Source organism: Aliivibrio sifiae (assembly GCF_002954705.1).
Classification (GTDB): Bacteria; Pseudomonadota; Gammaproteobacteria; order Enterobacterales; family Vibrionaceae; genus Aliivibrio; species Aliivibrio sifiae_A.
On sequence record NZ_MSCO01000001.1, the window covers coordinates 1,389,768 to 1,402,198 of the forward strand.

Consider the following 12,431-nt stretch of genomic DNA (forward strand, 5'->3'; position numbering starts at 1 on the left):
TAATAAAAGTGGAAGCATGCAATTATGAGCCAAGTACAGCAGCATGAACAAAACTACAACTATACCGTTGTTCGTCAGTTCTCTTTAGTAACCATACTATGGGGAATTGTTGGCATGGGTGTGGGTGTACTAATTGCCGCTCAGTTAGTTTGGCCGCAACTTAATTTCGACACACCATGGCTTACGTACAGCCGTTTGCGTCCTCTGCATACTAATGCAGTAATTTTCGCATTCGGCACAAGTGCCCTGTTCGCAACATCTTATTATGTTGTCCAGCGTACTTGTCAAACACGTTTGTTTGGTGGTCCATTAGTTGCGTTCACCTTCTGGGGTTGGCAAGCAATTATCTTAGCAGCAGCAATTACGTTGCCTCTAGGTATGACATCAGGTAAAGAATACGCAGAATTAGAGTGGCCGATTGATATCGCAATCACTTTAGTTTGGGTTGCGTACGCTATCGTTTTCTTTGGAACCTTGTTTAAACGTAAGACATCTCACATCTACGTTGCAAACTGGTTCTTTGGAGCATTCATTTTAACCGTTGCGGTTCTTCATATTGTGAATAGCCTTGCTGTTCCTGTATCACTAGGTAAGTCATATTCGATTTATTCTGGTGCTGTTGATGCAATGGTTCAATGGTGGTACGGCCATAATGCAGTAGGTTTCCTATTGACTGCTGGTTTCTTAGGTATGATGTATTATTTCGTACCAAAACAAGCAGAACGTCCAGTTTATTCTTACCGTTTATCTATTGTTCACTTTTGGGCATTAGTATCTCTTTATATCTGGGCCGGTCCTCACCATTTACATTACACAGCTTTACCTGACTGGACTCAGTCATTAGGTATGGTTATGTCATTAGTTCTATTCGCACCATCTTGGGGCGGCATGATCAATGGTATAATGACACTGTCTGGTGCTTGGCATAAACTTCGTTATGACCCTATTCTTCGATTCTTAATCGTTTCTCTATCTTTCTATGGTATGTCTACCTTTGAAGGTCCGATGATGGCGATTAAATCTGTAAATGCCCTATCTCACTATACTGACTGGACTATCGGTCACGTACATTCTGGTGCGTTAGGTTGGGTTGCAATGGTTTCAATTGGTTCTTTATATCACTTAATTCCTAAGCTATTTGGTCAAGAACGTATGTATTCGGTATCACTAATCAATGTTCATTTTTGGTTAGCGACTATTGGTACGGTTCTTTACATTGTAGCAATGTGGATTTCAGGTGTTATGCAAGGTCTAATGTGGCGTGCAGTAAATGCGGATGGCACATTAACGTATAGCTTTGTTGAGTCTTTAGAAGCCTCTTATCCATTCTATTTTGTTCGCTTCTTAGGCGGTTTAATCTTCTTATCAGGAATGTTCTTACTTGCATTTAATGCATATAAAACAATTTCTGCTCCGAAGAACAGTCTAAAAGCTATCCCTCAACCAGCACTATAAGGAGATCAGATTATGAGTTCTAATCGTCATGAAATCATAGAAAAAAATGTTGGCCTCCTCGCTGTATTGGTTATTGTTGCTATTAGTTTTGGTGCGTTAGTAGAGATCACTCCACTAATATTCCAAAAACAGACAACAGAACCTGTTGAGAACCTACGTGTTTATACTCCTCTAGAAATGGAAGGCCGTGATATCTACATCCGAGAAGGTTGTAATGTTTGTCATAGCCAAATGATCCGTCCATTCCGTGCAGAAACGGAACGTTACGGTCATTATTCAGTTGCTGGTGAAAGTGTTTGGGAACATCCATTTCTATGGGGTTCTAAGCGTACAGGCCCTGATCTAGCTCGAGTTGGTGATCGATACTCTGATGAGTGGCATCGTGTTCACTTAATGAACCCTCGTGATGTAGTTCCTGAATCAAACATGCCTGGCTTCCCTTGGTTAGCTGAGAACGTGCTTGACGGTGAATTAACATCGAAGAAAATTGCCATTTTCCGTAATAATTTCGGTGTTCCATACACTGAAGAAGATGTAAAAAATGCATCTGAAGCGGTTAAAGGCAAGACTGAAATGGATGCACTTATTGCTTACCTTCAGTCTCTTGGCCACGCAATGAAGTAAGGAGGTCCCTATGGACGCTGGAACTATTCATGCAATTTGGACAGTTATTCTGTTTTTAAGCATGGTAGGCATTATTTTCTGGGCATACAGTAAAAAACAAAAAACACGTTTTGAAGAAGCGGCTAATTTGATTTTTGCTGATGAAGAAGAAAATAGTACTTCAAGCCAAATTAAGACAGGAGTCGAAAAATAATGAGTACTTTTTGGAGTCTCTGGATAAGTGTCATTACCATTGGTACGCTAATTGGTTGTGGTTTACTCCTTCGTTTTTGTCTGAAAAACACAACAGGCGTTGAAGAAGGTGAAGACATGGGTCATGAATACGATGGTATTCGTGAACTTAATAATCCATTACCAAAATGGTGGTCTTATATGTTCTGGGCAACAATCGTTTTTGCGATTGTTTATTTAATTCTTTACCCAGGATTAGGCAACTTTAAAGGCGTATTAGGCTGGACAAGTTCAGATCAAACCGTTCGTACAGTTGAAGAATCACGAGCATCGATTGAACGTGCTCATAAAGATAAAACGCTTGACCAATTTGCTCGTGAATTAGACGATGCAAATACAAGCTTTGGTGAAACATTCTCTAAACTTGCATATAAGCCAGGGAGCTCTGAGTTCCGAGCTATTACTGATATTGCAAATGATGAAGATGCACTAAAAGTGGGTCAACGTTTATTCTTACAGAACTGTTCTCAATGTCATAGTTCAGATGCAAGAGGCATGATTGGCTTCCCTAACCTAACCGATAATGCATGGTTATATGGTGGTGAGCCACAAGCAATCAAAACAACCATTATGAATGGTCGTATTGGTAACATGCCAGCTTGGGGTGATGCTTTAGGGGCTGATGGTGTAGAAGAAGTAGTTAGCTACACGCTTAGCTTATCAGGTCGTAAAGTTAATGCTAAAGATGCCGCTGCAGGTAAACAACGATTTATCGTTTGTGCTGCATGTCATGGAACAGACGGTAAAGGTAACCCTGCTCTAGGAGCTCCTGATCTGACTGACAATGATTGGTTATTTGGTGATTCACGTGCAGCAGTTACTGAGACAGTAACCAATGGCCGTCAAGGCGTTATGCCGGCATGGAAAGACGTATTAGGTGAAGAGAAAGTTCAACTTCTTTCTGCTTATGTCTGGAGTCTAAGCAACAAGTAAATAAAAACAAGGCCCCTGTATGTTCAGGGGCTTTTTCTATTTAAAGAAAATACGTTATAAGCTCATCTTTTTGCCATATATCTTTCAACATAATAAACACTTATAGAAAGATTTTTAATAGGAATTATTACTATGTCTCAACCTTGGTATAAGCAGTTTTGGCCTTGGTTTCTCATCATCCTCCCAGGTACTGTTGTTGTCGCTTGTATTACTACCTTTGTTTTGTTCGTCGAAAATGATGTTGATCTGGTTGCTGAAGATTACTACAAAAAAGGAAAGGCGATTAATGTCGATCTTTCTAAAATAAAAGTGGCTCAAGAACTCTCTATTTTTGCAAAAGTTCGCTCTGTTGGTAATACAATTGAAATTAAATTAGACAAAGGAAAACTTGAGCATAATCCGGCTATTAAAGCTATATTCACTCATCGAACCCTACCAAATCACGATTTTTCTCAAGTATTAACGTCTGATGCGAAAAGTGTTTATCGTATTCAATTAGAAGAGCCTTTAACTGGTCCTTGGTTTATTGAGTTATTACCTCACGATAGTGAATGGATGATCCAAGGTCGCACTAACTTCCCCACCGAAGATTTTTTCCCACTAGGTAAATAAGGCAAGTAGACCTATGTCGAAGGATTGTTACCACTGCAGTGAACCTGTACCTTCCGGTTCATACTTTCAAGTTGATATTTTAGGCCAAACTCGTGATATGTGTTGCCCAGGCTGTGAATCAGTGGCGCAAACTATCGTAGATAATGGACTCTCTTCATATTATCAATATCGTACGACCCCTGCCGATAAAGCAGATTTAGTCCCAGAACAATTAAAAGCATTAGCTCACTACGATCATAATGAGATTCAAAAAGAGTTTATACGAACTAACGATAACTTCAAGGAAGTGACATTGTCACTCGATGGTGTGTCTTGTGCGGCTTGCGCTTGGTTAATCGAAAAACAACTTGCTAATGCAAAAGGGATTCATCAAATCAAAGTAAATACCTCAACACATCGAGCATTGTTGAGCTGGAATCCAGAAGAAACAAAATTAAGCACCCTTCTTACTCTTATTCACCAATTAGGATATAAAGCGGCGCCATTTGAAGCAGATAAGCAAGAAGAAGAATACCATCGTTCAATGAAACAATACCTATATCGATTAGGCGTTGCTGGATTAGCTACAATGCAAGTAATGATGCTTGCTGTGGCATTGTACTTAGAGGTATTCGGAGATCTAGATGCTGAATTTAGAAACTACCTTCGATACGTTAGTTTAGTGTTTGCAACGCCAGTGATGCTGTATTCGGCACTGCCATTTTATATGAATGCTTGGCGCAGTTTAAAAGCGAGAACGCTAGGAATGGATGTTCCCGTTTCGATCGCAATGTTATTTGCCTATTTTGCCAGTGTTGTTGCAACCGTGACTGAAACAGGCGAAGTTTTTTTTGAATCGGTTGCCATGTTTACTTTCTTCTTGTTACTTGGTCGATTTTTAGAAATGCGAGCTCGTCGTAAGGCCGCAGCCATTACTGGTAATCTATTAAAATTAATTCCTGTAATGGCGACATTAACATCAGGTAAAAAAGTACCAGCAAGAACACTCGATGTTGGTGATACCGTAATTGTTCCACCAGGAGAACACTTACCCGCTGATGGTATTGTACTGTCTGGTTGCAGTGCGATTGATGAATCAATGTTTACGGGCGAATCAATGCCTGTCTCTAAAACAGAAACCGATCCAGTTTATGCCGGGACGATTAATGGCGACGGAAATCTAACCATAGAAGTAACGAAAACCAAAGCTGATTCATTAATATCTAATATTGTTAAATTACAAGATGAAGCTCAAATGTCGAAACCTAAAGTGGCAGAGATTGCAGACTTAGTCGCTCGCTATTTTGTGGCTGGTATCTTGATTATTTCAGCTTTCACCTGGTTCTATTGGCATGAAACCAAGCCTGATGACGCTTTTTGGATCATGCTTTCTGTATTAGTTGCAACTTGTCCTTGTGCCTTATCATTAGCAACACCAACAGCGATTACTTGCTCAACATCTCGATTAGCTCAGTTAGGTCTTATGCTTCGTAGGGGGCATGTTTTAGAAACATTATGCAAAGTAAATCGCTTGGTGATTGATAAAACAGGCACGTTAACTGAAGGGAATATTCGCCTAACGCAAATCAGCACCTTCGGTGGTATTAACCCTCAACAATCAAAAGTCATTGCAGCAGAGCTAGAGTCTTTTGCTAATCACCCTATAGCTCGTGCATTCTCAGAGTATAGAGAACCAGAGCTGACACATTTCGAGCGAGTTGAAAATATTATTGGTTCCGGTTTAGTTGGATATTCAGGTCAAGATGAATGGAAAATTGGCCATAAAGCGTTTGCGACGCCTAATTTCCAATTAGAAAATCAGCAAGACTATCAAGTATGGTTGTCTAAAAATGGACAAGCGGTTGCTGCTTTTGTATTGGATGATCCAATTCGCCAAGAGAGCCAAGCCTTAATTCAATCACTACACCACTTAGGTATTAAAGTAACCATGCTCACTGGCGACAGCAGTTCTTCTGTTGAACGAGTGGCAAAAGCATTAGATATAGATGAAGTTGTCTCTGGTGCGACACCACAAGGCAAGTTAGATTATTTAAAATCACTACCTAAACAAGAAGTCAGCCTAATGGTTGGTGATGGTATAAATGATGCCCCGACCCTCGCAGGTGCCCACCTATCAATTGCAATGGGCTCAGGAACCGATGTAGCAAAAGCCTCAGCGGATATGATTCTTCTTGGTGATAACCTTTCTCGACTTATTGAAGCTCGAGAGCTGGCGATGAAGACACGAAAAATAATCCGTGAAAACTTAGCATGGGCTTTAGGTTATAATGCCATTATATTACCATTAGCGGTTATGGGATTAGTTGCTCCTTATATTGCTGTTGTAGGCATGTCTGGTAGCTCTATTATTGTTGTTTCTAATTCTCTTAGGTTATTAAAAGAAAATGGCTAGTTTATATTTATTAATCCCAATCGCAATTATGCTAGTATGTGTGGCTGTTGCTGTTTTCATTTGGGCTGTAAAAAGCGATCAATTTGAAGATCTTGACCGTCAAGGGACTGAAATCTTGTTTGACGAAGATACACCAATAAAAAAGAAAAAAGATGAACATTGATTTTATTGGGGCCTTTATTATTGGGTTAATGGGAGCGGGCCACTGCATAGGTATGTGCGGTGGTATTTCAGCTGTTATTTCCATGAATACCGCGAAAACAAGCTATCCTCGCTGGTCATTCATCCTACTTTATAACCTTGGTAGAATTTGCTCTTACTCTATTTTTGGTTTCTTGATTGGTGGGTTCTTCTTCTCTATTGCATCAACATCAGGAAGTTATAGTGCACTAGTTTACTTACGTATTCTTGCGGGTCTACTGATGTGTTTACTTGCCTTTTATATCGGGAACTGGTGGAAAGGTCTGGTTTATATTGAAGTTATAGGCAAGAAACTTTGGCAATATTTGTCTCCTCTAACAAAACGGTTACTCCCTTTAAAAACCCCCTTTCATGCTATTCCTTTTGGGTTCTTATGGGGATGGTTACCTTGCGGATTAGTCTATTCAACATTAAGTTGGGCAGCCGTTTCTGGAGGTGCTATTAATGGCGCTCTTATTATGGTGGCTTTTGGTTTAGGTACTCTTCCCGCTATGTTTCTCGTAGGGCTAGGAGCTCAAACACTAAAATCATGGTTAAATCATAAGGTAACAAAAAATATAAGTGGCTTATTATTATTAAGTTATGGCCTTCATACGATATCTATTGCTATAGATCAATTAAACTAATTATATTTTTTTGCATAGTTTTGTTTTTATGCTACCACTTTTGGACAGGTTAATGCTAAAATTGACTTATATCAATTATAAGAGCATTGAATGAGATGATGTCAGATAACTCAGCAAACAAACGAATTCAGTCAGGCGGTTGTGCTATTCACTGCCAAGATTGTAGTATTAGTCAGCTATGTATTCCATTCACATTAAATGAATCAGAATTAGATCAGTTGGATGAAATCATTGAACGCAAAAAACCGATTCAAAAAGGCCAAGAGCTTTTTAAAGCCGGTGATGAATTACGTTCTCTATATGCAATTCGTTCAGGAACGATCAAAAGTTACACAATTACAGAACAAGGCGACGAGCAAATTACCGCTTTTCACTTAGCTGGTGATTTAGTAGGTTTTGATGCTATTACTGATGCTGAACACCCAAGCTTTGCTCAAGCTCTTGAAACATCAATGGTATGTGAAATACCATATGAAATCCTTGATGATTTATCAGGTAAAATGCCTAAGCTTCGTCAACAAATTATGCGTTTAATGAGTAACGAAATTAAAGGCGACCAAGAAATGATTCTGTTGCTTTCAAAAAAGAATGCAGAAGAACGTTTAGCCGCTTTCCTATATAACTTATCAACTCGTTTTCATCAACGTGGTTTCTCTCCAAGAGAGTTCAGATTAACCATGACCCGTGGTGATATCGGCAACTATTTAGGATTAACTGTAGAAACAATCAGTCGCCTATTGGGACGCTTCCAAAAAACAGATATGCTTACAGTGAAAGGCAAATACATCACGATTAATGATCACGATGCATTAGCTGAACTTGCTGGCTCTGCTAAAGAAATAAAATAAGTAACACCCCATAAAATATCATATAAAAGTGAGATACTACTCTTTGAAGTATCTCACTTTTTTGTATCCTAACACTACAAATCCCTTACTAAACTGCTAAAGTAAATATAACAGAACAATTTAATGAAATTGGTTTACCAAGGAGGTTATTATGAACCGCTACCGTAAAATACTTGCTGTAGGGATCATCGATCAGGACGATCAACCCGCCTTATATCGGGCATTAGATATTGCCAAACGCAGTACAAAATCATCTGAGATCACTCTATTTTGTACTACCTATGACTTCTCCTATGAAATGACATCAATGCTATCTGCAGATGAAAGGACAGCAATGAGAAATGGGGTTGTATCTCAAAAAGTAAAAATGCTCGATGATGTTATCGAGAGTTACGATATTCCTGAGCATGTCACCATTACTATAAAGATTGTTTGGCATAATCGCCCTTATGAAGCGATTATTAATGAAGTTTTCGACAATGGCTATAATTTATTAGTTAAAGCGACTCGTGAACACGCTAAGTTTGAAACCGTCTTCTTTACACCAACAGATTGGCATTTATTACGTAAATCCCCAATTCCTGTCCTTTTAGTAAAAGCAAGAGGATGGCCAGATAATGGTAATATTTTAGCGTCCGTTCATGTTGGATCTGAAAACCCGGCACATCTAGCGCTTAATCATAAAATGGTAGAAGAGGCAAAATACTTTGCCGAGGTTTTAAACTCAACCCCACACCTAGTTAATGCCTATCCTTCTACACCGCCATCAATACATGCTGAATTGCCAGAATTTGATACAGTTCAATACAAAGATGCCATTCGAGGTCACCATCTAACTCAAATGAAAGCATTACGACAAAATCATGGCATACCAGAAGAACAAACTCATGTATATGAAGGGATAACAGAAGAAGTTATCTCAGAGGTTGAAGATGAATTGCATGCAGGTCTTGTTATTCTTGGTACCACTGGCCGTACAGGGTTATCAGCAATCTTTATTGGTAATACAGCAGAAAATACATTATCACTTTTAAACAGCGATATATTAGCGTTAAAACCTGAAGGTTATATTAGTCCTTTAGACCCTAATCATATCTAATCACATTAAGGGCGGCAACTTCGTCGCCCTCTCTTCTTCATTAACAAAATAATCCCTGCTGAAACTCGCTTATTGATCTTGATTGGGTATAATACCCGCCTTATCAGTTCCATCATTAGGTTAGAGTAAATAAATGAGCGAATTAACCAAAGCGCAGCAATTCAATTTCAATAAGCTTCAAAAGAAAATCCGTCGTAATACCGGTAATGCAATTGCCGATTACAATATGATTGAAGATGGCGACCGCATCATGGTTTGCTTATCTGGTGGTAAAGACAGTTTTACCATGTTAGATATTCTTATGGGTTTAAAGAAAAGCGCGCCTATCTCATTTGATCTAATCGCTGTAAATCTTGATCAGAAACAACCTGGTTTCCCTTCACATATTTTGCCTGAATACTTAGAAAAACTAGGTGTTGAATACAAAATTGTCGAAGAAGATACTTACTCAATAGTTCAAGATAAAGTACCAGAAGGCAAAACAACCTGTTCTTTATGCTCACGCTTACGCCGTGGTATTTTGTACCGTACGGCAAATGAATTAGGAGCAACTAAAATTGCACTTGGTCATCATCGCGATGATATTTTAGAAACTATGTTTTTAAATATGTTCTATGGCGGTAAATTGAAGGGTATGCCACCAAAACTAGTTTCTGATAATGGTGAGCATGTTGTTATTCGTCCATTAGCTTATTGTCGTGAAAAAGACATCATCAAGTACGCAGACATGGCTGATTACCCTATTATTCCTTGTAACCTTTGCGGCTCACAACCAAACATGCAACGTCAAAATGTTAAGCAAATGCTTAATACGTGGGATACACAGTTTCCTGGACGTATTGAATCTATGTTTACAGCAATGCAAAACGTAGTTCCAAGTCACCTTGCAGACTTTAATACCTTTGATTTTAAAAGTATTAACCGTGATTCTGGAGTTATTAACGGTGGAGATATTGGTTTTGATAAAGAAGAAATGCCAGTTCAACCAGTTGATTCTGATGACGCCGTAACTGAATTTGACCCGTCACTTCAATTAGATGTCGTGAACGTTCAGTAATCTTACTGTGGCGACTAGTGGTTAATACTCACTTTATATTGCTGTATACAAAAATGGCGTTACTTATTAAAAGTAACGCCATTTTTTATTCAGTGTGGAGTAGATTACTTAACAAGCCAAGGCGTTACTTTCAATGGCGTAGCCGGTAATTCAAAAGACGTCTCTTGATTAAATCCTCTTAAATCTATTGTTGCCTTCCCATTTTGAATAGGAATAATCACACCATTAGACGTTTTGATACCAGATGTTACCGCGTCACTGAAAACAAAGCGTACACCTTCCACATCTGGCATAAAGTATTTAGAGAACATACCTCCAATATCTGAAAGCATAGTGTCCATTTGCTTTGTTAATAGCGATAATTCATTAAAGCTTACTGAACCAGTTAAAGGTTTATTAGCTAATACTTCCATTGAAATATCGCATTGTTTCCCTTCTTCAGTTTGAATATAAACTAATGGATTAGCTGATTTTAAATTGTCATCAATTGGAAGAGGTAACTCCTGACTACTTGGAATCGTAAATTCTTCATAGTGCTCTTCTTTTTCCATCCATGCTTTTGTTATTTGACAGGCTTTACCCGTTTGTGAATCATTAAAAAACAAAGCCATACGAACATCTTCATGACCTTCTTTTTGATTCACTTTTAACTGGTAATACAGTTTCGAATAAGTAAAACGATACTGCTCAGCTTTAACTGGTAACGCCAAACACAACAGTGACAACGTTGTCGCACCAATCCATTTTTTCATTTTATCTCCAATACTGACTATTATGACGGATCATCGCTTGGATCTCTTCAACGTAAGCCTCGCCACGTTCAGAGTAACGAATAAGTCCATGTGCTAATGCATTCGCTTCTTGCTCAGGCGTTAATGCCTCAGGAGAACTGTGTAACTTAGCTCGAATTATACGAAGATCAGCATAAGCATTGTTACGGTTTACATTCCTAAAGTAAGCATGAACAGCATCTTGTGATGAATTAAACTTTGCCACTTCATGCACAGCACCTTCATTACGCTTACTTGGAACAACCCCACAACCTTTAGTGTAACACCATTGTCCAAAGTAATTATTTGCTTCGCGGGCAAAACGAGACGTTCCCCACGCAGATTCATTCGCGCCCTGACTTAATACTAGTGGTGCTGGTATATAATCGACTTTGACTAACATTGCGTTCACCCAACCAGAGGTAATCCCTGCATCGGTTAACTTCTCTTTATATAAATTAGATAGCTTAGTTGCTTGTTCTAATTCTTTTGTAGATATATCCGCATCATTATCTAATTTCATGACTAGAGACTCTAAGAAAGTACGCTCTTCTTTCACTCGAGTATTCTCAGTAATTACCGCTGGATACATAAAGTTAAAGAAAGCTGCTTTTTTCTCTTTTACATCAGTAAAGGCTTTAAAATCAGGAACATTCTCTTTTGGTGTACAAGCAGACATCATTAATACAGCAGACAGAATAAGAATTTTTTTAATCATTATAGAACTCACGCATTGAAAATATTATTTTTAACATCTTGATTTGGGGTATGGTTGTCATCATTGTTGCTACCATCCTCATCATTTTTCACCATTACTTTTAAAGTAATACCGAACATATTACGATAAAGAATACCTTTAACATTAAAGATAAATGGCATTACTACAATTAAACCTACGCCATATAAAGCAATGCCAAACACCAAAGTAATCATAATCACAACATGAATAAGAAGCATAGATGCCAGTTTTCTATTCGTTGCTCTAAATGAGTATAGTAACGCTTTTAATGGCGGAACTTTTTTCTCACATACCAAAAGAATAGCAAAGCCAAAAGCTATTGATAAATAAAGAGCAACCATTGGTAAATAAATGTTTACTAATCCTTGTAATACCTCAGAAAGGATCGTAACTAAAGCGATCATGCCCGCAGAAGCCATTCCTTTAAAAATATAACTTGAACGACACTTAAGCCCTGCCGCATGACTCATACCCATTAAGCTTGCTCCAGCTGTTAATGGAGAAATAATAACTTGAGCGCTTAATCCAGCCACAAATGCTGCATAAGAGATATTAGTCGTTAGCTCCGTTTCGCCAAGGAAAGCTTTAAACAAAATTGCAGGATCACCTAATTGAACTTGTAAAGCGATGAAGAATACTGCCATATAAGAAAACGTCAGTAATAAAATAGCGGGTGAAAACGTAAAGAAATGCGTAATCGTATTTTTCCACGCTTCTTTCAATACGCTGACAGGGCTCAATTCGACTTGTCCTGTCATTGCCTTTTCAATGCTCCCACCAAGGATAAACGTTTTTTCTTTTGGTTGTTCGCTCATTTCTGTATACCACAATAAAACATGCGGCG

At 38.5% G+C, this 12,431-nt stretch carries 14 protein-coding genes; 11 read left to right on the forward strand and 3 right to left on the reverse strand.

The features are described from left to right. Positions 1 to 24 precede the first annotated feature (24 nt). From ccoN to ttcA, 11 genes are all read left to right on the forward strand, one after another. On the forward strand, positions 25 to 1,455 hold the full coding sequence (gene ccoN / locus BTO22_RS06120) for a cytochrome-c oxidase, cbb3-type subunit I (RefSeq protein ID WP_105054714.1): 1,431 nt from the start codon (positions 25 to 27) through the stop codon (positions 1,453 to 1,455). Between the two features lie 12 nt (positions 1,456 to 1,467). Then, on the forward strand, positions 1,468 to 2,079 hold the full coding sequence (ccoO, locus tag BTO22_RS06125; protein ID WP_061002351.1) for a cytochrome-c oxidase, cbb3-type subunit II: 612 nt from the start codon (positions 1,468 to 1,470) through the stop codon (positions 2,077 to 2,079). Positions 2,080 to 2,089: 10 nt separating this feature from the next. Continuing rightward, on the forward strand, positions 2,090 to 2,272 hold the full coding sequence (locus BTO22_RS06130) for a cbb3-type cytochrome oxidase subunit 3 (protein WP_061002352.1): 183 nt from the start codon (positions 2,090 to 2,092) through the stop codon (positions 2,270 to 2,272). Next, the gene (gene ccoP / locus BTO22_RS06135) at positions 2,272 to 3,243 is read left to right on the forward strand and encodes a cytochrome-c oxidase, cbb3-type subunit III (RefSeq protein WP_105054715.1); all 972 of its coding nucleotides are present in this window, start codon (positions 2,272 to 2,274) and stop codon (positions 3,241 to 3,243) included. The genes BTO22_RS06130 and ccoP overlap by 1 nt, the downstream gene beginning before the upstream one ends. A gap of 132 nt (positions 3,244 to 3,375) precedes the next feature. Continuing rightward, the gene (locus BTO22_RS06140; protein WP_105054716.1) at positions 3,376 to 3,855 is read left to right on the forward strand and encodes a FixH family protein; all 480 of its coding nucleotides are present in this window, start codon (positions 3,376 to 3,378) and stop codon (positions 3,853 to 3,855) included. A 13-nt stretch (positions 3,856 to 3,868) separates the two neighbouring features. Beyond that, a complete protein-coding gene (locus BTO22_RS06145) occupies positions 3,869 to 6,247 on the forward strand; it encodes a heavy metal translocating P-type ATPase (protein WP_105054717.1) in 2,379 nt (792 codons plus the stop codon). Next, on the forward strand, positions 6,240 to 6,410 hold the full coding sequence (gene ccoS / locus BTO22_RS06150) for a cbb3-type cytochrome oxidase assembly protein CcoS (protein WP_105054718.1): 171 nt from the start codon (positions 6,240 to 6,242) through the stop codon (positions 6,408 to 6,410). The genes BTO22_RS06145 and ccoS overlap by 8 nt, the downstream gene beginning before the upstream one ends. Then, the gene (locus tag BTO22_RS06155) at positions 6,400 to 7,074 is read left to right on the forward strand and encodes a sulfite exporter TauE/SafE family protein (protein ID WP_105054719.1); all 675 of its coding nucleotides are present in this window, start codon (positions 6,400 to 6,402) and stop codon (positions 7,072 to 7,074) included. Before ccoS ends, BTO22_RS06155 begins: the two co-directional genes overlap by 11 nt. A 95-nt stretch (positions 7,075 to 7,169) precedes the next feature. Continuing rightward, positions 7,170 to 7,922, forward strand: a complete 753-nt coding sequence (locus tag BTO22_RS06160; protein ID WP_105054720.1) for an FNR family transcription factor — start codon at positions 7,170 to 7,172, stop codon at positions 7,920 to 7,922. A gap of 151 nt (positions 7,923 to 8,073) precedes the next feature. Then, positions 8,074 to 9,021 carry a universal stress protein UspE gene (gene uspE, locus BTO22_RS06165; RefSeq protein ID WP_105054721.1) on the forward strand — a complete coding sequence of 316 codons (948 nt, stop codon included), beginning with the start codon at positions 8,074 to 8,076 and terminating at the stop codon, positions 9,019 to 9,021. Between the two features lie 133 nt (positions 9,022 to 9,154). Then, positions 9,155 to 10,078, forward strand: coding sequence for a tRNA 2-thiocytidine(32) synthetase TtcA (gene ttcA / locus BTO22_RS06170; protein WP_105054722.1), 924 nt, complete (start codon positions 9,155 to 9,157; stop codon positions 10,076 to 10,078). A 104-nt stretch (positions 10,079 to 10,182) separates the two neighbouring features. Here the strand turns inward: ttcA and BTO22_RS06175 are convergent, their stop codons facing one another. Genes BTO22_RS06175 through BTO22_RS06185 form a run of 3 tightly spaced genes read right to left on the reverse strand, consistent with a single transcriptional unit; the run spans position 10,183 to position 12,402 of the window. Next, the gene (locus tag BTO22_RS06175) at positions 10,183 to 10,830 is read right to left on the reverse strand and encodes a DUF2987 domain-containing protein (RefSeq protein ID WP_105054723.1); all 648 of its coding nucleotides are present in this window, start codon (positions 10,828 to 10,830) and stop codon (positions 10,183 to 10,185) included. A 1-nt stretch (position 10,831) separates the two neighbouring features. Next, positions 10,832 to 11,566 carry a glucosaminidase domain-containing protein gene (locus BTO22_RS06180; protein WP_105054724.1) on the reverse strand — a complete coding sequence of 245 codons (735 nt, stop codon included), beginning with the start codon at positions 11,564 to 11,566 and terminating at the stop codon, positions 10,832 to 10,834. Positions 11,567 to 11,574: 8 nt separating this feature from the next. Next, a complete protein-coding gene (locus tag BTO22_RS06185; protein ID WP_105054725.1) occupies positions 11,575 to 12,402 on the reverse strand; it encodes a hypothetical protein in 828 nt (275 codons plus the stop codon). Positions 12,403 to 12,431: the final 29 nt, after the last annotated feature.

Bases quoted from the DNA above. Each gene is read 5' to 3' on its own strand.
- ccoN (WP_105054714.1), top strand. From the start codon at position 25: ATGAGCCAAGTACAGCAGCATGAACAAAACTACAACTATACCGTTGTT.
- ccoO (WP_061002351.1), top strand. From the start codon at position 1,468: ATGAGTTCTAATCGTCATGAAATCATAGAAAAAAATGTTGGCCTCCTC.
- BTO22_RS06130 (WP_061002352.1), top strand. From the start codon at position 2,090: ATGGACGCTGGAACTATTCATGCAATTTGGACAGTTATTCTGTTTTTA.
- ccoP (WP_105054715.1), top strand. From the start codon at position 2,272: ATGAGTACTTTTTGGAGTCTCTGGATAAGTGTCATTACCATTGGTACG.
- BTO22_RS06140 (WP_105054716.1), top strand. From the start codon at position 3,376: ATGTCTCAACCTTGGTATAAGCAGTTTTGGCCTTGGTTTCTCATCATC.
- BTO22_RS06145 (WP_105054717.1), top strand. From the start codon at position 3,869: ATGTCGAAGGATTGTTACCACTGCAGTGAACCTGTACCTTCCGGTTCA.
- ccoS (WP_105054718.1), top strand. From the start codon at position 6,240: ATGGCTAGTTTATATTTATTAATCCCAATCGCAATTATGCTAGTATGT.
- BTO22_RS06155 (WP_105054719.1), top strand. From the start codon at position 6,400: ATGAACATTGATTTTATTGGGGCCTTTATTATTGGGTTAATGGGAGCG.
- BTO22_RS06160 (WP_105054720.1), top strand. From the start codon at position 7,170: ATGATGTCAGATAACTCAGCAAACAAACGAATTCAGTCAGGCGGTTGT.
- uspE (WP_105054721.1), top strand. From the start codon at position 8,074: ATGAACCGCTACCGTAAAATACTTGCTGTAGGGATCATCGATCAGGAC.
- ttcA (WP_105054722.1), top strand. From the start codon at position 9,155: ATGAGCGAATTAACCAAAGCGCAGCAATTCAATTTCAATAAGCTTCAA.
- BTO22_RS06175 (WP_105054723.1), bottom strand. From the start codon at position 10,830: ATGAAAAAATGGATTGGTGCGACAACGTTGTCACTGTTGTGTTTGGCG.
- BTO22_RS06180 (WP_105054724.1), bottom strand. From the start codon at position 11,566: ATGATTAAAAAAATTCTTATTCTGTCTGCTGTATTAATGATGTCTGCT.
- BTO22_RS06185 (WP_105054725.1), bottom strand. From the start codon at position 12,402: ATGAGCGAACAACCAAAAGAAAAAACGTTTATCCTTGGTGGGAGCATT.